Source organism: Vibrio sp. H11 (genome assembly GCF_004804295.1).
Taxonomy (GTDB): Bacteria; Pseudomonadota; Gammaproteobacteria; order Enterobacterales; family Vibrionaceae; genus Vibrio; species Vibrio ostreae.
Genome location: NZ_SSHN01000001.1, coordinates 44,701 through 70,311, shown reverse-complemented (window position 1 = coordinate 70,311; position 25,611 = coordinate 44,701). Strand labels below are relative to the sequence as shown.

Below are 25,611 nucleotides of genomic sequence, written 5' to 3'. Positions count from 1 at the left end.
CCCGAGCAGGATGCTCATCAGGCGTAATCGTAGCTAATCAGCAATAACCGTAGCTCATCAGACGCTGGTAGCGGCGCTCAAGCAGAGACTCTTGATCCAGCTTTTCCAAATCTTCCAGCTGACGCAGCAGCGTCGCTTTCATGTTAGCAGCGGTCTTGACGTGGTCACGATGCGCGCCACCCAGTGGCTCATCAATGATTTCATCAATCAGCTCAAGCTCTTTCAGACGAGGAGCAACCAGGCCCATCGCTTCTGCAGCCTGAGGGGCTTTGTCTGAATCACGCCACAGAATCGAGGCACAACCTTCTGGTGAAATCACCGAGTACGTTGAATATTGCAGCATGTTAACGTAGTCACCGACACCGATTGCCAGTGCACCACCTGAACCACCTTCACCGACAACGTTACAGATAACCGGTACCGTCAGGCCTGCCATCACTTTGAGGTTTTTCGCAATCGCTTCAGACTGGCCACGCTCTTCTGCGCCCACACCAGGGTATGCACCTGCTGTATCGATGAAGGTGATGATTGGCATGTTGAAACGCTCAGCCATCTCCATCAGACGCAGCGCTTTACGGTAACCTTCCGGTTTTGGCATACCGAAGTTACGTTTCACTTTTTCACGCGTCTCACGACCTTTCTGGTGACCAATCACCATCACCGGACGGCCGTCCAGACGAGCCATACCACCGACAATCGCTTTATCATCAGCAAAGGCACGGTCACCAGCCAGCTCGTCGAACTCTGTGAATACGTTTTCGATGTAATCCAGAGTGTAAGGACGCTGCGGATGACGCGCCATCTGCGCCACTTGCCATGCACCTAAGTCACTGAAGATTTTCTTTTTAAGCTCCAGGCTTTTCTTTTCTAGCTGTTCAATCTCTTTTTCCAGATCGACTGAAGTATCGCCGCCGTGACGGGAAACATCACGTAGCGCCTGAATCTTAGCTTCAAGTTCTACAATAGGTTTTTCAAATTCTAGAAAATTTAGGCTCATCTACCGATCCTTTTTTACTCAGCTCGCACTGGCGCAGCTGAATTTTAGTTAAATTCGAGTTCTACCTGGTCTTTGCCAAGCAACTGTTTTAATTCGTCTAACAATGTATCGCTTGGAGTGACACGCCACTCGGTGCCTAACGTCAGGCGTGCTCGCGCATCTGGGCGCTGGTAGTATACATTGACAGGGACAGTCCCTGCTCGGTGAGGCTCTAAGATGTGACTAAAGCGCTCAAAAAACTGCTCATTGATCTGCGATTGCTCAATCGAAACCGACAAGCCTCGGGCATATTTTTCACGCGCGCTGCCCAAGTCCATGACTTCGCGCGCCGACATTTTAAGGCCACCGTTGAAGTCATCAAAGCTGACCTGTCCGGAAATGACCAAAATTTTATCTGTTTCTAACAAATCTGCATAGCGATCCAGCGCATCGGAAAATAACATCACTTCCATCCGGCCACTACGATCATCAATCGTCATGATACCAATCCGGTTACCGCGTTTGGTGGTCATGACCCGTGCTGCGATGACCAGACCGGCCACAGTCACCGACTGATCGCGTCGGGTTGGCGTGGCCTCATTCAATCGACAACTGGTGTACTTATTGAGTTCCTTCAGGTAAGCATTAATCGGATGCCCCGTCAGGTAAAGACCCAATGTCTCGCGTTCCCCTTCCAGCCACACTTTTTCCGGCCATTCATCGACCTGAGTGTATTTCTGCTCCACCTCTTCCGGCGCATCGGTCAGGACACCAAACATATCGGTCTGACCAAACGCTTCGGCCTGGTGATGCTGACTGGCTGATTTCACCGCATCGCTTAATGAGGCCATCAGCGCTGCGCGATGCGGCCCGAGGCGGTCCATCGCACCGGCCAGAATCAGCTTCTCAATCACCCGTTTGTTGACTTTTTTCAGGTCAATCCGCGCGCAGAAATCAAACAGATCCTTAAAATAACCGCCCTGACTACGCGCTTCAAGAATCGCTTCAATCGGGCCTTCACCAACACCTTTAATCGCCCCGATACCATAGACAATCGCGCCGGCATCATCGACGTTAAACCGGTACAGACCGGAGTTGATGTCCGGTGGCAGCACGGTCAGCCCCATGCGCATGCACTCATCGACCAGACCAACCACTTTCTCGGTGTTGTCCATATCCGCGGTCATGACCGCTGCCATGAACTCGGCCGGGTAGTGAGTTTTGAGCCATAGCGTCTGGTACGATACTAAAGCATAGGCGGCTGAGTGCGATTTGTTAAACCCGTATCCGGCAAATTTTTCCACCAGATCGAAGATTTTCATTGCCAGTTCGCCGTCAACACCGTTATTTTCAGCGCCTGACTGGAAAATAGCCCGCTGTTTGGCCATCTCTTCCGGCTTTTTCTTACCCATCGCCCGGCGCAGCATGTCCGCACCACCCAGGGTGTAGCCAGCCAGAACCTGGGCGATCTGCATCACCTGTTCCTGATAGAGAATGATGCCGTAGGTCGGCTCCAGGATCTCTTTCAGCGACTCGTGCTGCCATTTTTCATCCGGATAGGAAATGGCTTCACGACCATGCTTACGGTCGATAAAGTTATCTACCATGCCCGATTGCAGCGGGCCGGGGCGAAACAGAGCAACCAGTGCGATGATGTCTTCAAAACAGTCCGGCTGCAGACGTTTAATCAGCTCTTTCATCCCGCGCGATTCGAGCTGGAATACCGCGGTGGTTTCTGAGTTTTGCAATACCCGGAACGAGGCCGGATCCGCCAGCGGAATTGACTCGATACGCACCGGCGCCTCACCGGCTTTTTCACGCCGCGGGTTAATCAGCCCCAGCGCCCAGTCGATGATGGTCAGGGTACGCAGGCCAAGGAAGTCAAACTTAACCAGACCGGCATATTCGACGTCGTTCTTGTCAAACTGAGTCACCGGATGGTGGCCTTCGGCATCACAATACAACGGCGCGAAATCGGTAATCGAGGTCGGGGAAATCACCACCCCGCCCGCGTGTTTACCGGCGTTACGTGTACACCCTTCCAGAATGCGACACATATCGATCAGTTCTTTAACTTCTTCGTCGGCTTCGTACAGCTCCGGCAAAGCTGGTTCGGCTTTAAACGCTTTTTCCAGCGTCATACCCGGATCTGGCGGGATCATTTTCGAGATGCGATCGACAAAACCAAACGGGTGGCCCAGCACCCGGCCCACATCGCGAATTACCGCTTTCGCCGCCATGGTACCAAAGGTGATGATCTGTGATACCGCATCACGACCGTACATTTCCGCCACGTGATCGATCACCAGATCGCGCTTATCCATACAGAAATCGACGTCGAAATCGGGCATGGATACCCGCTCCGGGTTAAGGAAGCGTTCGAACAGCAAATCGTATTCAAGCGGATCCAAATCGGTGATTTTCAGTGCGTAAGCCACCAGAGAACCGGCACCTGAGCCCCGCCCCGGGCCTACCGGAATATCATTATCTTTCGACCACTGGATGAACTCCATTACGATCAGGAAGTAACCCGGGAATCCCATCTGGTTGATCACCTGCAGCTCGATCTCCAGGCGCTCATCATAAGCCGGGCGACGCTCGGCTCTCACGGCAGGATCCGGAAACAGGAATTCCAGACGCTCTTCGAGACCTTGCTGAGACTTTTTGACCAGGAATTCGGTTTCCAGCATCCCCTCGGTCGGGAATGCCGGCAGGAAATATTCGCCCAGACGCACGGTCACGTTACAACGCTTGGCAATCTCGACACTGTTTTCCAGCGCTTCCGGAATATCGGCAAACAGATTGCACATCTCTTCTTCACTGCGCAGATACTGCTGCGCGCTGTAGTTCTTTGGCCGGCGCGGGTCTTCTAAGGTGTAACCATCGTGAATCGCGACCCGGATTTCATGGGCATCGAACTGTTCCGGTTCAAGAAATACCACGTCGTTGGTCGCCACTACCGGCAGGTCGGTCTGTTCAGCCAGTTCAAGGGCAAAATGCAGATAACTCTCTTCATCGGCACGTCCGGTACGTACCAGTTCAAGATAAAAATGGTCAGCAAAATGGGTCTGGTAAAACTCGACGCATTTCTCCACCAGGGCCTGATTGCCTTTCAGTAGCGCACGGCCGATATCACCGCTTTTCGCACCGGACAGCAGGATCAGGCCTTCGGAATATTTCACCAGCCACTCTTTATCAATCACCGGCTGGTGCTGTACATGACCACGCAGATACGCGTCGGAGATCAGCAGGGTCAGATTTTTGTAGCCTTGATTATTTTTGGCCAGGACAGTAATGCGGGTCAGCTCATCGCCAAACTCGTCAGAACGCACGGCAAAGTCAGCGCCGACAATCGGCTTGATACCACAGCCATGCGCAGTGCCATAGAATTTCACCAGACCACATAAGTTGGTGAAGTCGGTCAGGGCCATTGCCGGCATGCCCATTGCTGCCACTTTTTTCACCAGCGGCGGCACTTTTGACAGGCCGTCAACCATGGAGAAATCACTGTGAACACGTAAGTGGATAAACTTTGGGTCTGACATTTAATTCTGTCCTGGGGTACTGATAAATTTAACTGGCGCTTATTTTACGTAAATCTGTGCTGAGATACAGGGCTTATTCCTGCCTCAGCCGTTGGCTAGCCGAGGCCAAGAGCCCGTTTGACCGGGCCGAAACTGCGCCGGTGCTCGGCAATCACGCCATGTTGCTCAATTGCGGCAAAGTGGGCCTTGGTCGGATAACCTTTGTGCTGGGCAAAACCAAATTCGGGATAGGCTTTATCCAGCTCTTCCATCTCCTGATCGCGCACCACTTTAGCAATGATCGACGCGGCACTGATCTGCGCCACGCGTAAGTCACCTTTGACCACGGCTTCAGCCGCCATGGGCAGCACCGGGATTTTATTGCCGTCGACCAGCACCAGGTCGGGCTGTAATGCCAATCCTTCGACGGCCCGCTGCATTGCCAGCATAGTGGCCTGGAAAATATTCAGCTCGTCGATTTCCTGCGGGCTGCAACGCCCGACCGACCAGGCCAGCGCTTTTTGTTGGATTTCCGGCAGCAACGCCAGACGCTTTTTCTCCGACAATTTCTTCGAGTCGTTGAGTCCGGCAATCGGATTATTAGGATCGAGAATGACCGCCGCGGTCACCACATCGCCGACCAGCGGGCCGCGCCCGACTTCATCCACGCCGGCAATACAATGGAAACCCGCCGGGATCTGATACGGAGGAAGTTCTTGTTGCGGTTTTTTCGCCATAATCTGCTCTGAGCCTGAAGTGTTGGATTGTGTAATTAGTGTTGAATGCTTTTATTACTGTTGAATAAGAGCCAGCACGGCCTGCGCCGCCTGTTTGTCCGCGTCTTTACGGATCCAGTGGTGCATCTGGTCAAATTTGTCCAGCATCACCCGGTTGTCGCTGTCGAGTAACTGACTGACTTCGCGGTAGAGGTTATCGACGCTGCAGTCATCCTGCAGCAGCTCTTTGACCAGCTCCTGCTCGGCAAGAATATTCGGCAGCGAAACGTACTTGGTTTTGAGCAGTCGTTTAGCCAGAAATGCCGTAATGGCATTGACCCGGTAACCCACTACCATAGGGCGTTTGAGCAGCATGCACTCCAGCGCGACCGTCCCCGACGCCAACAAGACCACATCGGATGCCGTAATCACATTACGCGCGGTATCATCGACCAGAACAAAATTAAGTTCAGGTGCTATCGCCTGCCAGGCGGCTTCAAATTGTTCACGCCGTTTCTGATTGACCAGGGCGACAACAAAACCAAGGTCCGGATAACTCTGCTGCAAACGCTGACAGGTGCGGATAAACGGCTCGGCCAGCATTTTCATCTCACTGCCCCGGCTGCCCGGCAGGACAGCCAGCCAGCGCTGCGTCGGATCAAGGCCCAACAGTTGCTGCGCCGCCTGCTGATCACTCTGGAAAGGAATCGCATCCGCCAGGGTATGACCAATAAACTCACACGGCACATTGAATTTATCGTAGAAAGCTTTTTCAAACGGCAGAAACGCCAGTACCAGATTCGTCGCAGCCGCAATTTTAAAGATACGCTTCTGGCGCCAGGCCCAGACCGACGGACTGACGTAGTGCACAGTTTTGATCCCGGCCTGCTTAAGATCGAGCTCAAGGCGCAGATTGAAATCCGGCGCATCAATCCCGACAAACACATCCGGCGGATTGGTGGTAAAATACTTAACCAGCTCCGCTTTGACTTTAAGCAGACGTGGCAGACGTCCAAGCACTTCCACCAACCCCATCACGGCCAGCTCTTCCATGTCAAACAGAGACTGACAGCCTTGGGCCATCATCTTCGGACCACCAATGCCGACAAACTCGGCATCCGGATAGCGGGCTTTAACGGCTTTGATGAAGCCCTCACCCAGGGTATCACCGGATAGCTCACCTGCCACAATGCCGATACGTAGTGGTTTTTTCACGCCGAATATCCTCTATAAAACTAACTTGTGCATTTTGGACCGCAACTTTACGAAAAAAGCGGCTGTCCAAAAAACACGATGCACAAAACACGCTGGGCTATAAAACACAAAAAGACCGTCCGACAGGCGGACGATCTTTTTCCATCATTGGATTAGCCGAGCTTAGCGGATAATGCCACGCTCAGAGCTCTCCAGCAGGTCAACAAAGCGCTGCACAGATGACCACTCAGCCGCCATCTCTTTCAATACAACTAGGGCTTCAGCCTGAGTCTTACCGGCGCGGTAGATCTCTTTGTACGCTTTTTGCAAAGCACGAATTTCTGCTTTTTCAAAGCCGTTACGCTTAAGACCAACCAGGTTAAGACCAAACGGAGACGCATGGTTACCCTGCGCCAGCACGTAAGCCGGCACATCCTGAACCACGGCAGAACAGCCGCCGATGTAGGCATAAGCGCCAACTGAGCAGAACGGGTGAATCGCCGACAGAGCCATGACACCTGCGTAATCATGCACAGTCACGTGACCGCCCAGAATGGCGTTGTTACCAATGTGTGTGTGGTTACCCACAATCACATCGTGCGCAATGTGCGCATTGACACACAACAGGTTGTCGTTGCCGACCACGGTTTCGTGTTTATCCTGCGTGGTACCTCGGTGGATCTGGACTGCTTCACGAATGACGTTACGGTCACCGATGATAACGCGCGTATCTTCACCGCCGTACTTCTTGTCCTGGTTCTCTTCACCAATGACAGCATGCGGGAAAATGCGGTTGTCTTTGCCGATTACTGTGTTGCCTTTGATCACAACATGCGACATTACTTCCGTGCCTTCACCAATGGTGACGCCGGCGGTAATGTAAGTAAATGGCCCAACCGTGACATGAGCGCCAATCACTGCGCCGTCTTCGACCACCGCTGCCGGGTGGATTTGTGCCGTTTCGTGGATCATATTAAAATTCTCTGCGTGCACATTTCAGTTCAGCTGAACACACCACTTCACCGTCAACTTTCGCTACGCCATTGAACAGGGCGATACCGCGACGCTCTTTAACGAATTCCACTTCGATCATCAGCTGGTCGCCAGGACCCACTGGTTTACGGAATTTTGCGTTGTCGATGCTGGCAAAGTAGTACAGCTCGTTTTCTTTTGGCGCACCGAAGGTTTTGAATGCCAGCAGGCCGGTTGCCTGTGCCATGGCTTCAAGGATCAGTACACCAGGAAAGACTGGAAGCTGGGGAAAATGACCGGTGAACTGAGGTTCATTCACTGAAACATTCTTAAGGCCAATCAGGTATTTACCTTCTTCATAATCCGTTACGCGATCAATCAGCAGAAAAGGGTAACGGTGAGGAAGAAGCTCCTGAATTTCAGTGATATTCATCATTTTCTTTTCAGTAGTCAAAGTCATATTCCTATTTATCAATACAAAAATTAATTAGGGCATTATAGACGAAAAAGACTCGCATATTGCGAGCCTTTTTAACAAAAAACCGGAATTATGATTCCGCTTTTTGCTCAAGCAGCTTCTCTACCGCTTTTAAGCGCTTATTCATCTCATCAATACGATGAACGCGTGTTGCTGTCTTACGCCACTCTTTATTGGGTTGCAGCGGGATGCCTGAAGAGTACATGCCCTTCTCATCAATACTGCGCATCACCATGCCCATGCCGGTAATAGTCACGCCATCTGCAATTGTGATATGGCCGTTAATTACCGACGCGCCGCCAATGATACAGTATTTACCGATCGTCGTACTACCGGCCACAATGGTACCACCGGCCATGGCTGTACCATATCCGATGTGCACGTTGTGGGCGATTTGCAGCTGGTTATCGAGAATAACGTTGTCTTCGATCACGGTGTCATCAAGCGCACCACGGTCAATGGTGGTACACGCCCCGATCTCAACCCGGTGACCGATACGCACTGAACCCAACTGAGGAATTTTAATCCACTCGCCACGCTCATTGGCATAGCCGAAACCATCCGAGCCAATCACAGTGCCGGACTGCACCAGGCAGTCAGTACCGATAACAACATCATGATAAATGCTGACGTTGGCCCACAGCTTAGTATTGTTACCCAGCTTAGCATTTTGGCCAATAAAGCAACCTGGGCCAATCACGACGTTGTCACCCAGCTCAGCGCCAGACTCAATCACCGCATTGGCGCCAATTGAAACATTATTTCCTAACTTAGCGTCCTCGGCCACCACTGCACTCGGTGCAATGCCACCTTTAGCCGGAGCCGGGGTCGTATCCAGAGCCTGTGCCACCTTAGCAAACGCCACGTAAGGGTCTGCAACCACCAGAGCATTTGATGGGCATAGCGCCTGCTGCTCCGCTTTGACCATGATGACGGTGGCTTGACACTCTGCCAGGTGTTTACTGTATTTCGGATTTGACAGGAAGGTTACATCTCCCTGCTGTGCGCGATTCATCGGCGCAACGGCAGATACTACAGCACTGCTGTCACCGTGAACCTCACCCCCAGTAATCGTTGCCAATTCGGCTAAAGTTAGTGTAGTCATAATGTTCTAATTATTTGATTGCTTTGATAACTTGTTCGGAAATATTGTACTCAGGTTTGCCGTATTGCATTGCGCTTACGTCAATGATCATATCGTAGCCGTCTTTTTCTGCTACTTTTTGTACTGCATCCTGAATCACTTTGAACAGTTTTTGTTTCTCTTCTGCTTCACGACGCTTAGATGCTTGATCCAGTGCCTGTGCTTTGATCTTGTACTTGCTGTCCAGCTGACCAATCTCAATACGCAGTTTCTCTACGTCTGCTTCGCTCATCAGTTCTGAATCGCGTTTCAGTTTCTCGATTTTGGTCTTAGCTTCAGCCTGAATGCTTTGCAGTTCGGCCGCTTTATCCTTGAACTCTTCCTGCATTTTTTGCAGAACCACATCACGCTGTGGCAGAGCCTGGAAGACTTGTGCAGTGTTAATGAAACCCACTTTTTGCGCAGCTTCAGCCGCCTGCGCAATAAATGAAGAGCTGAGTACAATAAGGCTAACACCTGCCGCTTTGATGATGTTTTTCAAAATAGCTTCCTCTATTAGAAGGTTCGTCCGATTGTGAAAGTGAAGAATTCTTCATCGTCACCTTCGTATTTCTCAATAGGTTTCGCCAGTGAGAACACCAGTGGTCCCATCGGCGACATCCATTGCAGCGCCACACCGTAAGATGAGCGGTAGTTGGTTGGATCCGAGTAATCGTAGTAATAGTTGGCCCCGTAAGCGGCACCAGCATCACGGTAGTCAAATTCGGTATCCCACACGCTGGCCATATCGTAGAAAATACTGGTACGAATCTGGTTACGTGCTTCGTCCGATGCAAAAGGCGTCGGAACGATCAGCTCCACGCTGCCGAGGGCAACCGCGTTACCACCCACTGAATCATCGGTCGCAGTATCCGCACCGTTGTTCGAGCCAGAGTAATCACGATATACCGCTTTTGGACCAGCAGAGTTCGAGCCAAATCCACGCAGAGAGGTAAAGCCACCCGCGTAAAAGTTTTCATAGAACGGATAGAGGTTATCTTTGCCGTCGGTCTGACCATAGCCGTTACCGTAACCCAAGCGGCCACGCAGTAACAGCGTAAACTCATGCTTTTTGGTCAGCGGAATGTACTGACGCACATCATATTGCAGTTTAAAGTACTTGGCATCCGAGCCAGGTACGGTCATTTTAGCCGACGCACGCTGATAGTTACCCGCAGTCGGGAAGTAACCTTTGTTGAGGTTATTGCGGGTCCAGGCCACGTTGATATCAAAGTCATCGGTAATCAGACTGCCGTCTGAGTCCATATTACTTTCCTGAGCACGCAGGAACTGCTCGACCTGCAGGTAAGGCGTCAGATTACCGATCTTGTTGTGGGTGTAACCGACACCAAACTCAAAACGGTTCAGTTCGTCAAACGGGAAACCCCAGGTCAGACTGGTGCCATAACTTTCGTTGGTATAGTCAACAATACCGGCTTCTGATGCTTCAAACTTGTTGAAGAACACTTTGCCACCCAGGCTGACCCCGTCGATGTTCCAGTACGGATCACGATATTCCAGTGTGATGTTACGCTGATAATCGTTGGTGGTCGCGTTAATACCAACCCGGTTACCGGTACCAAGGAAGTTATCCTGAGTCAGGCCCACGGTAAAGCTCACGCCCGATTCGGTCCCGTAACCGACCCCAAAGTTGACGCTGCCTGAGTTAGCTTCTTTGACGTTATACACCAGGTCAACCTGGTCATCAGTACCCGGTACACGTACCGTCTGTACATCGACGGTTTCGAAGAAACCAAGACGGTTGAGACGGGCTTTGCCGGTATCAATCGCTTTCGAGTTCAGCCAAGAGCCTTCCATCTGACGCATCTCACGACGCAGCACTTCATCTTTGGTCGCATTGTTACCGACAAAACGAATGTCACGTACATACATACGTTTGCCCGTTTCAACGTTAATCACCAGCGATACCTGCTGCGTTTCATCGTCAAATTCAGGGATAGTACGCACCTGAGGATAAGCATAACCTGCTTCACCCAGTTCACGTTTGATTGACTCTTCCAGCTCCGTTACCGCTGAACCCTGATAGGTTTCACCCAGCTCAAACGGGATCATGGCTTTGAAGTCATCTTCTTTGCCGATCAGCTCACCACGGAATTTGACATCCTTCACCGTATAAGGCTTGCCCTCGTTGAGGTTCATGGTGATATAAACACCCTTTTTATCGGGTGAGATAGAGACGTTGGTTGAGTCAACCTGGAACTTCAGGTAACCACGATCGAGATAGAAAGAGCGCAGGGCTTCAATATCACCGGCCAGAACCTGCTTCTGATACTTGTCATCAGACAGGAAATTCCACCACGCGACATCCACATTCAGATTGAAACGTGAGCGCAGCTCTTCATCTGAGAAGACATCATTACCGATAAAGTTAATCTGCTGAATTTTAGCCGAGACACCTTCGGTGAAGACAAATTTAAGGTCGGCACGGTTACGCGGCAGCGGTGTCACAACCGCTTTAACCGTGGCGTTGTATTTACCTACACTGTAATAGAAATCTTCCAGACCTTTTTCGATGTTGCTCAGCTTGGTCCGATCCAGTGCCTCACCGACGCGGATGCCGGAAGCGTCAAGGTTCTGTTGCAACTGCTCTTCTTTAATCGCCTTGTTGCCAGAAAAAGAGACACTAGCAATTGTCGGGCGCTCTTTGACCTGCACCATCAAAGTATCGCCGTCACGCAGCACTTTGACATTTTCAAAGTTACCGGAGGCGTAAAGGGCTTTAATGATCTCGGCCACGTCCTGAGAATCCACGGTATCGCCAACCCGTACCGGCATTTTCAATAATGCGGCACCCAGCGCTACGCGTTGCAAACCCTCAATTTGAATGTCCTGCACAACAAAGTTTTCGGCACTGTGCGCTGACACGCTTGTTGCGAGCAGTGTCGCGAACAGGATTTTTTTCATTGCCATATTTGTTTTAGTTAGTCCTTACTACAACCTTTGCCTAATGCGTATCAATCACAGGCGAGTAAAATCGTTAAATATTGCCACGGCCATCAGAGAGAAAATGATCATACCACCGATGCGGTACCCCATTTCCTGTACTCTTTCCGGTACCGGACGACGAATGACAGCCTCAATGGCAAAAAACAGCAGGTGGCCGCCATCAAGCATCGGCAAAGGAACCAGGTTAATGATCCCTAAGTTAACGCTGATCAACGCCAGAAAACCAAGGAAGTAGACCAGACCGTAATCCGCGGTCGTCCCTGCCCCTTTCGCGATCGAAATCGGGCCACTCAGGTTATTCAGGCCGACATCCCCTACCAGCAGTTTCTTCAACATGCTGATCGTCAGATCAATAATCTGTCCGGTTTTATCAACCGCTTTTCCGATCGATTCAAATACACCAAATTGCAGTTCAAATCGATAATTTTCCGGCCAATCTGCGATTTTTGGGGCAATACCCGCAAAACCAATCACTTTTCCTTGAGACAGCTCTCGCGCCTGTGGATTCAGCTCAACCGACAGGCTCTGCTGATCACGCTCAAGGTCAAGCGTCAAGGGTTGCTCAGGGTGTGCCTGAATCGCCTCAACCACCTGTTGCCAGTCTGTAATCGGCTGACCGTCAATGCGGGTCAGCACATCCCCTACCTGTAATCCGGCGCGCTCTCCGGCTCCACCTGCAGACACACTGGTCAACTCCGGCGAAATAGCAGGGGTAAATGGATTAAATCCAAGCGCTCCCATAGCAGACTCTGTTTCAGGATCAAAGTTCCAACCGCTCAGGTCAAAAGTTTTGATTTCGTCGACCCCGACACCGTCTGGTGAAGAAACCGTCATCGTCATGCGCTGGTCACCAATGTGGGAAATCAGTCCCATGTTGACCGATTCCCAGTCCGGCGTTTCCACCCCGGAGACTGATTTAATTTCCATACCGGACTGCAGACCTGCATCGGCAGCAATTGAATACGGGGTCACAGTGCCAACCACCGGCTTAACCGCCGGAATGCCGATCATAAACACCAGCCAGTAGGCAAACACAGCAAAGATAAAGTTAGATACCGGACCGGCACTGACAATCGCACTGCGCTGCCAGAGCGGCTTTTTATCAAACGCAAACTGCTGCTGTTCTGGCGCCACATCATCGACACGCCCGTCAAGCATCTTGACGTAACCGCCAAGCGGAATCATGGCAATACTGTACTCAGTGCCGTCTTTACCGATCCGTTTCCAGATCGACTTACCAAAGCCGATCGAGAATTTTTCGACCCGGACACCACATTTTCTTGCTACCCAAAAATGGCCGTATTCATGCACGGCCACCAAAATGCCCAAGGCAACAATAAAAGACACCAGATTCCACAATATGCCACTCATAACAATCGCTCTTTTAATTCCTGAGATGCCAGACTTCGGGCCATTGTATCCAGCTCAAGCAGGCTTTCCAAGGTATAGGAATGTAACGGATTATTCATGCCGCAAATTTTAGACAACACCTGCTGATTAATAGTTGCGATATCCGTAAAGCGGATTTTGCCGTTTAAGAACGCCTCGACCGCCACTTCATTAGCCGCATTCAGCGACGTGGTCGCATGCTGACCTTCGTAACAGGCATCGATCGCCAGTTTCAGACACGGATAGCGCTGATAATCGACATCCATAAAGGTCAGTTCACTTAAACGGGTAAAATCAAGCGCAGCTACGCCAGCTCCGACCCGTTCAGGATACGCCATAGTATGGGCAATCGGCGTCGCCATGTCCTGCTCACCAAGCTGGGCAATCACGGAGCCATCACGGTACTGCACCATGGAGTGAATCACCGATTGGGGATGAATCAGCACTTTGAGCTGCTGCGGCGCCGCGTTAAACAGCCATTTGGCTTCGATAAATTCCAGCCCTTTGTTCATCATGGTGGCTGAATCAACCGAAATTTTCGGCCCCATCGACCAATTCGGATGCGCAATCGCCTGCTGCGGGGTCACACCAGATAACGTATTGATATCACTATAACGGAAAGGACCACCGGAACCGGTCAGCAGAATGTGAGAAACGCCGCTCTGGGCAAGATCACAACGTCCGAGCCGGGTCTGAATCTCCACTGGCAGGCACTGAAAAATTGCATTGTGCTCGCTGTCAACCGGCATCAACTCGGCGCCAAACTCTTCTACCGCGTCGATAAACAGCTGACCAGACATCACCAGGGCTTCTTTATTGGCGAGCAAAACGCGTTTACCGGCTTTAACCGCAGCCATCGTCGGCAGCAGACCCGCCGCACCGACAATTGCCGCCATCACGGTGTCAACTTCATCGCAGGCAGCAACCTGACACATAGCGTCAGTGCCGTACAGCACCTCGATATTAAGCTTAAGTTCACGCAACTGCGCCTGCAGTATCTGCGCGGCTTGCGCCGTGGCCATCACCGCATATTTAGGCTGCCAACGCTGGCAAAGCTCACGCATTTTGTCAACATTGCCACCTGCCGCCAGTGCGACCACAGTAAATTGTTCAGGATTCTCTGCGACTACCTTGAGCGTACTGGCTCCGATTGAACCCGTTGCCCCAAGAATCGTTAATTTACGCATAGCAAAAACCGTTGTGATTAAAGATGAGCAGGCGAAATACCTGCTCAAACATTAGAACAAGAAGTATAGAAGAGCGAATACAGGGAAAGCCGCCGTCAGGCTATCGATGCGATCCAGAATACCACCGTGTCCGGGAATGATATTGCTGCTGTCTTTAATGCCAGAGACACGTTTAAACATGCTCTCGACCAAATCACCCAGCACCGAGATAACCACAGTGAGCAGAATCGTCAGCAGCATAACAGGTAAAGAACTGAATTCGATAGCGAACAGATCGGCAAAGACCCAACCAACCAGCATGGCTGCGATCACGCCACCCACCAGACCTTCGATAGTTTTATTCGGACTCACCGCCGGAGCCATTTTATGCTTACCGAAACTTTTACCGGAAAAATAGGCGCCGCTATCGGCCGACCACACGATCAAACATACAAACAGCACCAGCTTGGCACCGTGGAAAAAATCACTGTCGATCTGCTCGGCGCGCAGGAACACCACACTCCAGAAAAACGGCAGCAATGTAAGAAGGCCAAATGCATGGCGCGAGACGTTACATCCCTCCCACCTGTTGCGGGATTGAGGATACGTGACGGCGAGAAAACTGGCGTACAACCACCAGAACGAGCCAATCAACATCACAGCGTAATGCAGTGATGATGGCTCACGCAGCTCAGCGGCTGCCGGAGAAATAATAAAAAAGCTTGCTCCACCAACGATAACCGCCGGTAACAGCGCAGCGTAACGTGAAGAGTGCTCTACAAACTGAGTCCACTCCCAAAAGCCCAATAAGGTAACAACGGCCAGAGCGGCCACAAACCAAGCCAGCGGCAAATAGACAATGCCGGCAATCACCAGAGGGGCAAGAATGAGCGCGGTTATAATTCTTTGCTTCAAACTCAGAAATCCTATTCTATGATTCCATCAGTGCCTTAACCTGCTCACCGGTGCAGCCGAATCGGCGCTCGCGGTTCACAAACCAAGTCACTGCTTCAATTAAACTCTCTTCACCAAATTCAGGCCAGTATTGCGGCGTGAAATACATTTCTGCATACGCCAGTTGCCACAACATAAAGTTGCTGATGCGGCATTCGCCACTGGTGCGGATCAACAGGTCCACTTCCGGAATATCGGCCATGGTCAGATGCTGGGTAATCATGGCTTCATCAATCTGAGATGGATCCACTTCACCGCATGCGACTTTACGGGCGATTTCACGTGTGGCCTGAGTAATGTCCCACTTACCGCCATAGTTCGCGGCAATGTTAACGACCAAACCGGTGTTATTGGCGGTCAGGGCTTCCGCCTGGGCAATTTTTTTCTGCAGTCGCTCACTAAAACGACGGGTGTCGCCGATGATACGGAGACGCAGGTTATTCTTGTGCAGTTTTTTGACTTCGGTCGACAGAACTGTGATGAACAGCTCCATTAGCACACCGACCTCTTCTTCAGGACGACGCCAGTTCTCGCTGCTGAATGCAAAGAGGGTAACCGCTTTGATGCCTAGTTTCGCTGCAGTAGAGATGGTTTTTCGAACAGCTGAGACGCCACTTTTATGGCCGAAGACTCGAGGTTTACCTTGCGCTTTCGCCCAGCGCCCGTTGCCATCCATAATGATTGCAATGTGCTGAGGTAAAACATCTGAAGAGAGTTGCGAATTTTGCATAGGAACGTATTGACGACAAAAAAGATGATGAAGAGTAGCATAAAAAAACGCTGTGCTGCGAGCACAGCGCTTTTATCACTGAAATTAATCGGAAATTATACTTCCATCAATTCTTTTTCTTTTGCTGCCAGCACTTCATCAATGCGTTTAACAGCAGCATCAGTCAGTTTCTGAATTTCGTCCTGCGCTTTACGATCTTCATCTTCAGAGATTTCTTTCTCTTTCAGCAGGCCTTTCAGATCCGCGTTCGCGTCACGACGGATGTTACGAACAGCAACACGACCGCCTTCAGCTTCACCACGTACGATTTTAACCAGGTCACGACGACGCTCTTCCGTCAGTGGTGGCAGTGGTACACGAATTACCGTACCCGCTGACATTGGGTTCAGGCCCAGGTCAGACATCAGGATCGCTTTTTCGACTTTTGGCGTCAGCTCTTTGTCGAATACGGTGATGGCCAGAGTACGAGCATCTTCTGCTACGACGTTAGCAATTTGGTTAAGAGGCGTTGGCGCACCGTAGTACTCAACTGAGATGCCAGATAGCAGGCTTGGGTGCGCACGGCCAGTACGAACCTTACTCAGGTTGTTCTTTAGTGCTTCTACACTTTTGTCCATACGCTCTTGAGCGTCTTGTTTGATCTCATTAATCACAATTTCACCTTAATTCTTATTTCAACTTGCCAGTGATTATTCAGCGGAGGTAATCAAAGTGCCTTCCGTCTCACCCATCACTACGCGGCGCAGAGCGCCAGGTTTGTTCATGTTGAAGACACGGATTGGCATCTTATGGTCACGAGCCAGGGTAAATGCCGCCAAATCCATGACTTTCAATTCTTTGTCAAGTACATCGTTGTATGCGAGCTTATCATACAGCTGTGCGTCTGGGTTGGCTACCGGGTCTGCACTGTAAACGCCGTCGACTTTTGTTGCTTTGAGAACTATGTCCGCTTCAATTTCAATACCGCGCAGACACGCAGCCGAATCGGTAGTAAAAAACGGGTTACCGGTACCTGCAGAGAAGATCACAACGCGGCCCTGACGCAGTTGGCTGATCGCATCGGCCCAGTTGTAGTCATCACACACACCGTTCAGAGGAATGGCTGACATCACGCGTGCGTTTACATAAGCACGGTGCAGTGCGTCACGCATTGCCAGACCATTCATTACTGTTGCCAACATGCCCATGTGGTCACCTACAACGCGGTTCATACCCGCTGCAGCCAGACCCGCACCACGGAACAGGTTACCACCACCGATAACAACGCCAACCTGAACACCAAGTTCTACCAGTTCCTTGACCTCCTGCGCCATGCGATCAAGAACGGTCGGATCGATACCAAAACCTTCTTCGCCTTGAAGCGCTTCACCGCTAAGTTTTAACAGAATACGTTGATATGCTGGTTTAGGGTTCGTTGTCATGGACTTTACCTTCCAAAGAGAGTTCAAAGAGTTGTTTAACAGTCATGATTGGAAACTTAGATAAGAATTCCAATCATCACGGCTAAACGAATTACATGCCTAGTCGTGAAAAGACCGCAGCCTGGGCTACGGTCTTTATCTGAGCAGTCTCGAAAAGGCTTAACCTTTTTGAGCCAGTGCTACTTCTTCAGCAAAGCTCAGCTCTTCTTTCTTCTCGATACCTTCGCCTACTTCCAGACGAACGAAAGAAGTAACAGCAGCGCCTTTTTCTTTCAGAACTTCACCTACAGATTTCTTAGGTTCCATTACGAAAGGCTGGCCAGTCAGAGAAACTTCGCCAGTGAACTTACGCATACGGCCTTCAACCATCTTCTCAGCGATTTCTTTAGGCTTGCCTTCGTTCATTGCGATGCCAACCTGAACTTCACGTTCTTTAGCAACAACGTCAGTTGGTACATCTTCTGGGTTCACGTATTCTGGACGTGAAGCAGCAACGTGCATTGCAACGTGCTTCAGTGTTTCTGCGTCGCCTTCACCGGCAACAACAACACCGATTTTCTCACCGTGACGGTAAGAAGCCAGAGCAGCACCCTGTACGTATTGTACGCGACGGATGTTGATGTTTTCACCGATTTTAGCAACCAGTGCAACACGCTCGTCTTCGAATTTAGCTTGTAGCTCTTCAACAGATGCTTGAGAAGCTACCGCTTCTGCAGCTACTTTCTCAGCGAATGCTGCGAAGTTTGCATCTTTTGCTACGAAGTCAGTTTGGCAGTTAACTTCAAGAAGAACAGCAACGCCTTCACCTTCTTTGATGATGATCGCGCCTTCAGCAGCAACGTTGCCTGCTTTTTTAGCAGCTTTAGCAGCGCCTGACTTACGCATGTTCTCGATCGCTAGCTCGATGTCACCGTTAGTTTCAACAAGCGCTTTCTTACATTCCATCATGCCTGCGCCAGTACGTTCGCGCAGTTCTTTAACTAGAGCAGCAGTAACAGCCATTCTCTATTCCTCAGTTGATTCTGGATGTGGTAAAAATTGGGGGCCTACGTTTTCGGCCCCCAATGCTAACTATAATAACTTAGCTTATGCTTCAGCTTTGTGGCACATAGAACTAAGTATTACTATGAGCAGCTATTATTCAGCTTCTACGAAGTCGTCTTTGTCAGCAACAGCTGCAACGTCTTTGTTGCGGCCTTCAGTCAGAGATGCAGCAGCAGCGTTCAGGTACAGTTGAACAGCGCGGATTGCGTCGTCGTTACCTGGGATGATGTAGTCGATGCCGTCTGGGCTAGAGTTAGTATCAACTACTGCAAATACTGGGATACCCAGGTTGTTTGCTTCTTTAACTGCGATGTGCTCGTGATCAGCGTCGATTACGAACAGAGCGTCTGGTAGACCGCCCATGTCTTTGATACCACCAAGAGACTTCTCTAGCTTCTCCATTTCACGAGTACGCATTAGAGCTTCTTTCTTGGTCAGCTTGTCGAAAGTACCGTCAGTAGATTGTACTTCCAGCTCTTTCAGACGCTTGATTGACTGGCGAACAGTTTTCCAGTTAGTCAGCATACCGCCCAACCAGCGGTTGTTAACGTAGTACTGGTTGCTAGCAATAGCAGCTTCTTTAACCGCTTCAGATGCAGCGCGCTTAGTACCTACGAAAAGAACTTTACCTTTTTTCTCGCCAACTTTAACCAGCTCAGACAGAGCTTCGTTGAACATAGGTACAGTTTTTTCCAGGTTGATGATATGAACCTTGTTACGAGCGCCAAAGATGAATGGCTTCATTTTTGGGTTCCAGTAACGAGTCTGGTGACCGAAGTGAACACCAGCTTTCAGCATATCGCGCATTGATACAGTTGCCATTATATAATCCTCTATGGGGTTAGGCCTCCACATTCCCCATGTTTCCGACCTCTCAAACTAACGCTGGAGGCACCCCGGATCATGTGTCGGAATGTGTGTGATTTAAAGTTAAATGTTAGTGGAATCGTATCTGTTTCGCCAAATGAAGAAATCAGACCGAGTTTCCGGCGCGCTTTATACCACATTTTGCGCTCAGGTGGCTAGTAAAAAATCGGTCGTTCTCGCTGCCAGGTCTCGCTCGCCATGGCCGTTATCGCTCTCTTTTTGGTACGCGCAGCAGACTCATTAGTGACCACTCAATCACCTCTGATTCTCATTCTTACTTGACGGTATTGTTGCGCTTCCCTCTTCCACTGTTACAATAGCCCGATTAGCACAATGTGTGTGCATAAGCGTTAGTAGAGAAAGCCGATGTCTGTAATTATTAAAACTGCTGAAGAAATTGAAAAAATGCGCGTAGCCGGCCGTCTGGCGGCTGAGGTTCTGGAAATGATTGAACCTCATGTTAAGGCGGGCGTAACGACCGAAGAACTGGATCAGATCTGTCACAAGTACATCACTGAAGTTCAGGGCGCAATTCCGGCTCCTCTCAATTATCACGGTTTCCCTAAATCTATCTGTACGTCAATCAACCACATCGTCTGCCACGGCATCCCGGCAGAGCAAGACAGTGCTTACGGCCAGATCACCCGTCCGGCTGTGCTGAAAGATGGCGATATCATGAACATCGACATCACAGTGATTAAAGATGGCTATCACGGTGATACCTCGAAGATGTTCCAGGTCGGTGACGTTGCTCCGGCGGATAAGCGCCTGTGTCTGGTTGCTCAGGAATGTCTGTACCTGGCACTGAAAAAAGTTAAACCGGGCACGCAACTGGGTGAAATCGGTACCGCGATTGAAAAACACATCAAGACCAACAACAAGAACAACCCGCGCCTGAAATTCTCGATCGTGCGTGATTACTGTGGCCACGGCATCGGTGCCGGCTTCCATGAAGAGCCACAAGTGGTGCACTACCGCAACAGCGACCGCACGGTACTGCGTGAAGGTATGATTTTCACTATCGAGCCGATGATTAACGCTGGTAAATTCGGTTGCCGCCTGGATGATGAGGATAACTGGACCGTTTACACTGCCGATGGCAAAAACTCGGCTCAGTGGGAGCACACCATCCTGGTCACCGCAGACGGTTGCGAAATCCTGACCCTGCGTGAGGAAGAGAGCATCCCACGCGTGTTCCACAACGCATAACCGGCTTCCAATCCCTGCTTCGGCAGGGATTTTTTTATCCCCGGCTTCCAGCCTCACGCCTTGCCAGCACTGACGTAATATCTTGAGGCCGCTGACGGTTATCTGATAAATTCAATCTCAGTATGTATTGAAACATTTGCATGGACGCACTTATGCCTTATTTATCTCCTGTGAGCCTGAGCGAAGAGCAACTGACCATCAGTGAACTGAAACAGCAGCTCGAACAGTTTGCCCAGTATCAGAAAGACGAATTCCTCAGCCATCATCCGGTCGCCGATCTGGTTATCGGCCGCGCCGAATACATGGATCTGCTGCTCAACCGTTTATGGCGCCACTTCGGTTTTGAGCAAATAGCAGAGATGAGCCTGGTGGCCGTGGGCGGTTATGGCCGCGGCGAGCTTCATCCGCTGTCAGATATCGATATTCTGGTGGTTTCCAGCCACAAGCTCCCCGACGACATCGCAGCCAAAATCAGCGAGTTCATCACCTTCTTATGGGATTTACGTCTTGAAGTCGGCCATGCGGTACGTACCGTCTCTGAATGCGGCGACATCGGTCGCGAAGATCTCACCGTCGCCACCAATTTGCAGGAAGCACGTTTGCTAAGCGGCAGTGAAGAGACCTTCCACCGCCTGAAACTGGTTATCCATTCAGAAAGCTTCTGGCCCAGTGAAACCTTTTACCGCGCCAAGATTCAGGAGCAGCGTGAGCGTCACGCACGCTACCATGACACCACCTACAATCTCGAACCGGACATTAAATCGACTCCGGGCGGCCTGCGCGACATCCACACCCTGGGCTGGGTAGCACGCCGCCACTTCGGCGCCAAGACGCTGTATGAAATGAGCACGTTTGGCTTTCTGACCGATGCGGAGTTTCGTGAACTGGTCGAGTGTCAGGACTTTTTGTGGCGGGTACGTTTTGCCCTCCATCTGGAGCTGAAACGCTACGATAACCGACTGACGTTCGCCCATCAGGCTCAGGTCGCTGAACGCCTGGGTTTCACCGGTGAGCATAACCGCCCGATCGAAATGATGATGAAAGAGTTCTACCGTACCCTGCGCCGGGTAGCGGAACTCAACAAAATGCTACTTAAGCTGTTTGATCAGGCGATCCTCAATAATGGTGAAGAGTGCGAGCCGGAAATCATCGACGACGACTTCCAGCGCCGCGGTAATCTGATTGAAGCGCGTAAACCGGCGCTGTTTCAGGCCCGCCCGGAAACCATTCTCGATATGTTCCTGCATATCGCCAATGACTCCAGCATAGAAGGTGTGTCACCACCGACCATGCGTCAACTGCGCACGGCGCGCCGGCGTCTGAATAAGTTCCTGCACACCATTCCGGCGGCGCGGGAAAAATTCATGGAACTGACCCGCCATCCGAATGCACTGCATAAAGCCTTCAGTCTGATGCACAAACTGGGGGTGCTGGCGGCTTATCTGCCGCAATGGAGCCAAATTGTCGGCCAGATGCAGTTCGATCTGTTCCACGTCTATACCGTTGATGAACACAGTATCCGCCTGCTCAAGCACATTCATGTGTTCTCTGATATGAAGAATCACGATAAACACCCGATTTGCTGCGAAGTTTACCCTAAAATTCAGAAAAAAGAGTTACTCATCCTGGCCGCTATTTTCCATGACATCGGTAAAGGCCGCGGCGGCGATCACTCAGAAATCGGCGCAGTGGAGGCTTACGATTTCTGTATTGAGCACGGCTTGTCCAAACCGGAAGCCAAACTGGTTTCCTGGCTGGTACAAAATCACCTGCTGATGTCAGTCACCGCCCAGCGCCGGGATATCTATGATCCGGATGTGATCATTGAGTTTGCCAAGAAAGTTCGCGATGAAGAGTACCTGGAATACCTGCTGTGCCTGACGGTGGCGGATATCTGTGCCACCAACCCGGAATTATGGAACAGCTGGAAACGCACTCTGCTGGCCGAACTCTACTACTCAACCCAGCGCGCCCTGCGCCGCGGGCTGGAAAACCCGGTCGATGTGCGTGATCGTATCCGCCATAACCAGCAGATGGCCTCTGCCCTGCTGCGCAAAGAGGGCTTCAGCGCGCGCGAAATCGAGCTGTTGTGGCAACGTTTTAAAGCCGACTACTTCCTGCGTCATACTCATAAACAGATTGCCTGGCACGGCACTCATCTGCTGCGGCTCGAAGACCACACCAAACCTATGGTAATGATCAGCAAAAAAGCGCCGCGCGGCGGCAGCGAAATCTTTGTCTACACCAAAGATCAGCCAGCACTGTTTGCCACTGTGGTCGCTGAACTGGACCGGCGTAATCTCAGTGTCCATGACGCTCAGATTATGACCAGCAAAGACGGCTATGTACTCGATACCTTTATGGTCCTGGATCAGAACGGCAATGCGATTGAAGAAGCCAACCGCAAGCCTTTAACCGAGCAACTGTTACAGGTATTGCAGGAAGGCCAGCGGCCGAAAATTCGCCCACGTCGTATTCCGCGCCAGTTACAACATTTTAAAGTCAAAACTCAGGTCGACTTTTTACCCACCAAGAGTAAAAAACGGACTCTGATGGAGTTTGTTGCGCTGGATACTCCGGGATTACTGGCCACTGTCGGGGCAACCTTCTCCGAACTGAATCTTGATTTGCACGCGGCAAAAATTACCACTATCGGCGAACGGGCAGAAGACTTGTTTATCCTGACCGGTGCCCACGGCGGTAAACTGAGTGAAGAAGAAGAGCAGACGTTACGCGAACATCTGGTGAGTAACGTCTGCGAACTTGCGCCGAATTAGGGCAAACTCAGGGCAAGCGCGATCTTGTCCACAAGTTAGAGGTGTGGTGACAAAGTAAGCTGTCTCTGCCAGTGGCAGGCTGCTACATTATTAATAACTGTCTCACTGTTCACTATCGTACTGATAATAAAGAGGTCGCTTATGTTTCCACACCTCACGGGTCTCGGTATTGCCGAACCGGCGCAAATCGAACGTTATTCGCTGCGCCAGGAAGCGCACAAAGATGTCTTAAAGATCTATTTCAAGAAGCAGAAAGGCGAGCTGTTTGCCAAAAGCGTTAAGTTTAAATATCCGCGCCAGGTGAAAAATGTCCTGGTCGACAGTGGCAGCCATCAGTACAAAGAGGTCACGGAAATCAACCGGAACCTGACTCTGGTGATTGAAGAGCTCAACAAAGTGACCCGCCATGTCAGTCTCAGCGCAACGGATACCAAACAGAGAATCCTCAACGATTTGCGCCACCTGGAAAAGGTGGTGGCCAGCAAAATTGCTGAAATTGAAGCCGACCTGGAAAAACTGTAGTCAGTTGAGCGCGAAGCGCCGTCCTCAGAGACAAAAAAGGTTCCCTTGGGAACCTTTTTTGGTTTAAACCAGCCACCCGGCCCAATGCCCAACCAGCACCAGAGCAATCGCCGCCATCACGCCGGCCACCAGATCATCGAGCATGATGCCGAATCCGCCGTGAACCCGCTTATCGAGCCAGCCAATCGGCCAGGGTTTGACCATATCAAAGAAGCGAAACAGCACAAAGCCAGTGACCAGCCAGCGCCAGTCCAGTACCGGTAACTGCATGAGCGGCACCACCAGCATGGTGATCCAGAATCCGGCAAATTCATCCCACACAATGGAGCCGTGATCATGCACCTGCATGTCATCAGACGTGACCTGACAGATTTTAATCCCTATCACAGCGGCGGCAACAATCACCAGTATATACAGTGTCAGCGGCAGTTGTGCCAGCAGCAGATAAAACGGCACCGATGCCAGAGTGCCCATCGTCCCCGGCACCACAGGCGACAGACCGCTACCGAAACCGGTCGCCAACAGATGCCACGGATTGTTCATACGTAAACGAGATTTTGGGTTGGTCATTTTACTTCCTTGAAATGATCATAGCCGCTCAGCGCCCAATCCAGCTTCTGGCCGTTGTTAAGTAGTTCGAACACACCTTGCGGGCGAATCTGACCAATACAGGTCACTTTGGTGCCGCAGTGTGCCAGCGCACTATCGAGAGTGCCCTTGTTCTGCTCCGGAACGGTAAAGCATAATTCGTACTCTTCTCCGCTGGTCAGGGCATATTGCTGCGCAACCTGAATCGAAGGCGCAAACTGACGCAGCTCTTTCGACATCGGCAGACAGTTGACATCCAGACTCACACCGACTTGTGACTGATGCAGAATATGCCCCAGGTCTGAAATTAGACCGTCCGAGATATCGATTGCGGCGGAAGCAAGGTTGAGTAGCGCCTGCCCGGCCAGAATGCGCGGCGTTGAAAGGTAATGACGTTGTTCCAGCTCTGCAGCGAAGGGCTCCTGGCGTTTTTCGGGGGCAAGAATCACATCCAGCCCCGCTTTGCTGTCACCCAGTTCACCGGTCACATACACCCAGTCACCCACTTTAGCCTGATTTCGCAGCAAGACTTTATCTTGCGGCACAAAACCCTGTACGGTCAGGGTAATGCTCAGCGGGCCTTTGGTCGTGTCACCGCCAATCAGCTGAATATTGTAATAGTTGGCCAGCTCAAAGAAAGCATGACAAAACGGTTCGAGCCAGGCTTCGTCGATGTGCGGCAAAGTCAAAGCCATGGAAACCCAGGCCGGTGTCGCCCCCATCGCAGCTAAATCGCTCAGGTTGGAAGCCAGAGCCTTATGGGCCACCCAGGCTGGGTTAGCTTCAGGCAAAAAATGGGTGCCCGCGACCAGGGTATCGGTGCTGATGGCAATGCGCACGTTGTCAGGCGCTTTGACGATGGCACAGTCGTCACCGAGAGTCAGATGGACATCTTTGCGCTGTGCCTGACGGGCAGAAAAATACTTATCGATTAGGTTAAATTCACCAAACATCAGGAGTACCAAGTCTTGTCGGCAAGACTGAATTGACGATA

Annotated in this window: 22 protein-coding genes; 3 read left to right on the top strand and 19 right to left on the bottom strand. The window is 51.0% G+C overall.

Features of this window, described 5'->3' with window-relative positions; translation table 11 throughout:
- Positions 1 to 37: 37 nt before the first annotated feature.
- The 17 genes from accA to rpsB form a co-directional block, all read right to left on the bottom strand.
- The gene (gene accA / locus E6C74_RS00340; protein ID WP_136482274.1) at positions 38 to 997 is read right to left on the bottom strand and encodes an acetyl-CoA carboxylase carboxyl transferase subunit alpha; all 960 of its coding nucleotides are present in this window, start codon (positions 995 to 997) and stop codon (positions 38 to 40) included.
- 44 nt (positions 998 to 1,041) lie between these two features.
- On the bottom strand, positions 1,042 to 4,521 hold the full coding sequence (dnaE, locus tag E6C74_RS00335) for a DNA polymerase III subunit alpha (protein WP_136482272.1): 3,480 nt from the start codon (positions 4,519 to 4,521) through the stop codon (positions 1,042 to 1,044).
- A 95-nt stretch (positions 4,522 to 4,616) separates the two neighbouring features.
- Positions 4,617 to 5,237: a ribonuclease HII gene (gene rnhB / locus E6C74_RS00330; RefSeq protein WP_136482270.1), complete on the bottom strand. Its 621-nt coding sequence runs from the start codon at positions 5,235 to 5,237 to the stop codon at positions 4,617 to 4,619.
- Between the two features lie 54 nt (positions 5,238 to 5,291).
- Positions 5,292 to 6,431, bottom strand: coding sequence for a lipid-A-disaccharide synthase (gene lpxB, locus E6C74_RS00325; protein WP_136482268.1), 1,140 nt, complete (start codon positions 6,429 to 6,431; stop codon positions 5,292 to 5,294).
- Between the two features lie 162 nt (positions 6,432 to 6,593).
- On the bottom strand, positions 6,594 to 7,382 hold the full coding sequence (lpxA, locus tag E6C74_RS00320; RefSeq protein ID WP_136482266.1) for an acyl-ACP--UDP-N-acetylglucosamine O-acyltransferase: 789 nt from the start codon (positions 7,380 to 7,382) through the stop codon (positions 6,594 to 6,596).
- Between the two features lies 1 nt (position 7,383).
- Positions 7,384 to 7,815 (bottom strand): 3-hydroxyacyl-ACP dehydratase FabZ, encoded by a 432-nt coding sequence (gene fabZ, locus E6C74_RS00315; protein ID WP_206208366.1) that lies wholly within the window; start codon positions 7,813 to 7,815, stop codon positions 7,384 to 7,386.
- A 115-nt stretch (positions 7,816 to 7,930) separates the two neighbouring features.
- Entirely contained in the window at positions 7,931 to 8,965 is a 1,035-nt protein-coding gene (gene lpxD / locus E6C74_RS00310) for a UDP-3-O-(3-hydroxymyristoyl)glucosamine N-acyltransferase (protein ID WP_136482262.1), read from the bottom strand.
- Between the two features lie 10 nt (positions 8,966 to 8,975).
- Positions 8,976 to 9,485, bottom strand: a complete 510-nt coding sequence (locus E6C74_RS00305) for an OmpH family outer membrane protein (protein WP_136482260.1) — start codon at positions 9,483 to 9,485, stop codon at positions 8,976 to 8,978.
- A gap of 14 nt (positions 9,486 to 9,499) precedes the next feature.
- On the bottom strand, positions 9,500 to 11,914 hold the full coding sequence (gene bamA / locus E6C74_RS00300) for an outer membrane protein assembly factor BamA (RefSeq protein WP_136482258.1): 2,415 nt from the start codon (positions 11,912 to 11,914) through the stop codon (positions 9,500 to 9,502).
- Between the two features lie 48 nt (positions 11,915 to 11,962).
- Positions 11,963 to 13,321, bottom strand: a complete 1,359-nt coding sequence (gene rseP / locus E6C74_RS00295; RefSeq protein ID WP_136482256.1) for a sigma E protease regulator RseP — start codon at positions 13,319 to 13,321, stop codon at positions 11,963 to 11,965.
- Positions 13,318 to 14,526 carry a 1-deoxy-D-xylulose-5-phosphate reductoisomerase gene (gene ispC, locus E6C74_RS00290; RefSeq protein WP_136482254.1) on the bottom strand — a complete coding sequence of 403 codons (1,209 nt, stop codon included), beginning with the start codon at positions 14,524 to 14,526 and terminating at the stop codon, positions 13,318 to 13,320. Before ispC ends, rseP begins: the two co-directional genes overlap by 4 nt.
- Before the next feature lie 51 nt (positions 14,527 to 14,577).
- A complete protein-coding gene (locus tag E6C74_RS00285; RefSeq protein ID WP_136482252.1) occupies positions 14,578 to 15,420 on the bottom strand; it encodes a phosphatidate cytidylyltransferase in 843 nt (280 codons plus the stop codon).
- Positions 15,421 to 15,436: 16 nt separating this feature from the next.
- The gene (gene uppS / locus E6C74_RS00280; RefSeq protein ID WP_136482250.1) at positions 15,437 to 16,189 is read right to left on the bottom strand and encodes a polyprenyl diphosphate synthase; all 753 of its coding nucleotides are present in this window, start codon (positions 16,187 to 16,189) and stop codon (positions 15,437 to 15,439) included.
- 95 nt (positions 16,190 to 16,284) lie between these two features.
- Positions 16,285 to 16,842: a ribosome recycling factor gene (frr, locus tag E6C74_RS00275; protein ID WP_136482248.1), complete on the bottom strand. Its 558-nt coding sequence runs from the start codon at positions 16,840 to 16,842 to the stop codon at positions 16,285 to 16,287.
- Between the two features lie 36 nt (positions 16,843 to 16,878).
- Complete coding sequence (pyrH, locus tag E6C74_RS00270; protein ID WP_136482246.1) at positions 16,879 to 17,610, bottom strand: UMP kinase; 732 nt, start codon at positions 17,608 to 17,610, stop codon at positions 16,879 to 16,881.
- A gap of 159 nt (positions 17,611 to 17,769) precedes the next feature.
- Positions 17,770 to 18,612 carry a translation elongation factor Ts gene (tsf, locus tag E6C74_RS00265; protein WP_136482243.1) on the bottom strand — a complete coding sequence of 281 codons (843 nt, stop codon included), beginning with the start codon at positions 18,610 to 18,612 and terminating at the stop codon, positions 17,770 to 17,772.
- A gap of 135 nt (positions 18,613 to 18,747) precedes the next feature.
- A complete protein-coding gene (rpsB, locus tag E6C74_RS00260; RefSeq protein ID WP_136482241.1) occupies positions 18,748 to 19,476 on the bottom strand; it encodes a 30S ribosomal protein S2 in 729 nt (242 codons plus the stop codon).
- A gap of 411 nt (positions 19,477 to 19,887) precedes the next feature.
- Between rpsB and map the strand changes: the two genes are divergently transcribed.
- From map to E6C74_RS00245, 3 genes are all read left to right on the top strand, one after another.
- Positions 19,888 to 20,730, top strand: coding sequence for a type I methionyl aminopeptidase (gene map / locus E6C74_RS00255; RefSeq protein WP_136482239.1), 843 nt, complete (start codon positions 19,888 to 19,890; stop codon positions 20,728 to 20,730).
- Positions 20,731 to 20,882: 152 nt separating this feature from the next.
- Positions 20,883 to 23,507: a bifunctional uridylyltransferase/uridylyl-removing protein GlnD gene (gene glnD, locus E6C74_RS00250; RefSeq protein ID WP_136482237.1), complete on the top strand. Its 2,625-nt coding sequence runs from the start codon at positions 20,883 to 20,885 to the stop codon at positions 23,505 to 23,507.
- Between the two features lie 141 nt (positions 23,508 to 23,648).
- Positions 23,649 to 24,029 carry a DUF3461 family protein gene (locus E6C74_RS00245; RefSeq protein WP_136482235.1) on the top strand — a complete coding sequence of 127 codons (381 nt, stop codon included), beginning with the start codon at positions 23,649 to 23,651 and terminating at the stop codon, positions 24,027 to 24,029.
- A 63-nt stretch (positions 24,030 to 24,092) separates the two neighbouring features.
- Here E6C74_RS00245 and pgpA read toward each other — a convergent pair whose 3' ends face one another.
- Complete coding sequence (gene pgpA / locus E6C74_RS00240; protein WP_136482232.1) at positions 24,093 to 24,599, bottom strand: phosphatidylglycerophosphatase A; 507 nt, start codon at positions 24,597 to 24,599, stop codon at positions 24,093 to 24,095.
- Positions 24,596 to 25,570 carry a thiamine-phosphate kinase gene (gene thiL, locus E6C74_RS00235; RefSeq protein ID WP_136482230.1) on the bottom strand — a complete coding sequence of 325 codons (975 nt, stop codon included), beginning with the start codon at positions 25,568 to 25,570 and terminating at the stop codon, positions 24,596 to 24,598. The genes pgpA and thiL overlap by 4 nt, the downstream gene beginning before the upstream one ends.
- Positions 25,571 to 25,611 lie beyond the last annotated feature (41 nt).

What these genes read in the sequence shown, in the direction of transcription:
- lpxD (WP_136482262.1), bottom strand. Translation starts at nt 8,965, where the DNA reads ATGACTACACTAACTTTAGCCGAATTGGCAACGATTACTGGGGGTGAG.
- pyrH (WP_136482246.1), bottom strand. Translation starts at nt 17,610, where the DNA reads ATGACAACGAACCCTAAACCAGCATATCAACGTATTCTGTTAAAACTT.
- E6C74_RS00245 (WP_136482235.1), top strand. Translation starts at nt 23,649, where the DNA reads ATGTTTCCACACCTCACGGGTCTCGGTATTGCCGAACCGGCGCAAATC.
- accA (WP_136482274.1), bottom strand. Translation starts at nt 997, where the DNA reads ATGAGCCTAAATTTTCTAGAATTTGAAAAACCTATTGTAGAACTTGAA.
- fabZ (WP_206208366.1), bottom strand. Translation starts at nt 7,815, where the DNA reads ATGAATATCACTGAAATTCAGGAGCTTCTTCCTCACCGTTACCCTTTT.
- bamA (WP_136482258.1), bottom strand. Translation starts at nt 11,914, where the DNA reads ATGGCAATGAAAAAAATCCTGTTCGCGACACTGCTCGCAACAAGCGTG.
- pgpA (WP_136482232.1), bottom strand. Translation starts at nt 24,599, where the DNA reads ATGACCAACCCAAAATCTCGTTTACGTATGAACAATCCGTGGCATCTG.
- rnhB (WP_136482270.1), bottom strand. Translation starts at nt 5,237, where the DNA reads ATGGCGAAAAAACCGCAACAAGAACTTCCTCCGTATCAGATCCCGGCG.
- uppS (WP_136482250.1), bottom strand. Translation starts at nt 16,189, where the DNA reads ATGCAAAATTCGCAACTCTCTTCAGATGTTTTACCTCAGCACATTGCA.
- thiL (WP_136482230.1), bottom strand. Translation starts at nt 25,570, where the DNA reads ATGTTTGGTGAATTTAACCTAATCGATAAGTATTTTTCTGCCCGTCAG.
- map (WP_136482239.1), top strand. Translation starts at nt 19,888, where the DNA reads ATGTCTGTAATTATTAAAACTGCTGAAGAAATTGAAAAAATGCGCGTA.
- dnaE (WP_136482272.1), bottom strand. Translation starts at nt 4,521, where the DNA reads ATGTCAGACCCAAAGTTTATCCACTTACGTGTTCACAGTGATTTCTCC.
- rpsB (WP_136482241.1), bottom strand. Translation starts at nt 19,476, where the DNA reads ATGGCAACTGTATCAATGCGCGATATGCTGAAAGCTGGTGTTCACTTC.
- glnD (WP_136482237.1), top strand. Translation starts at nt 20,883, where the DNA reads ATGCCTTATTTATCTCCTGTGAGCCTGAGCGAAGAGCAACTGACCATC.
- ispC (WP_136482254.1), bottom strand. Translation starts at nt 14,526, where the DNA reads ATGCGTAAATTAACGATTCTTGGGGCAACGGGTTCAATCGGAGCCAGT.
- tsf (WP_136482243.1), bottom strand. Translation starts at nt 18,612, where the DNA reads ATGGCTGTTACTGCTGCTCTAGTTAAAGAACTGCGCGAACGTACTGGC.
- rseP (WP_136482256.1), bottom strand. Translation starts at nt 13,321, where the DNA reads ATGAGTGGCATATTGTGGAATCTGGTGTCTTTTATTGTTGCCTTGGGC.
- lpxA (WP_136482266.1), bottom strand. Translation starts at nt 7,382, where the DNA reads ATGATCCACGAAACGGCACAAATCCACCCGGCAGCGGTGGTCGAAGAC.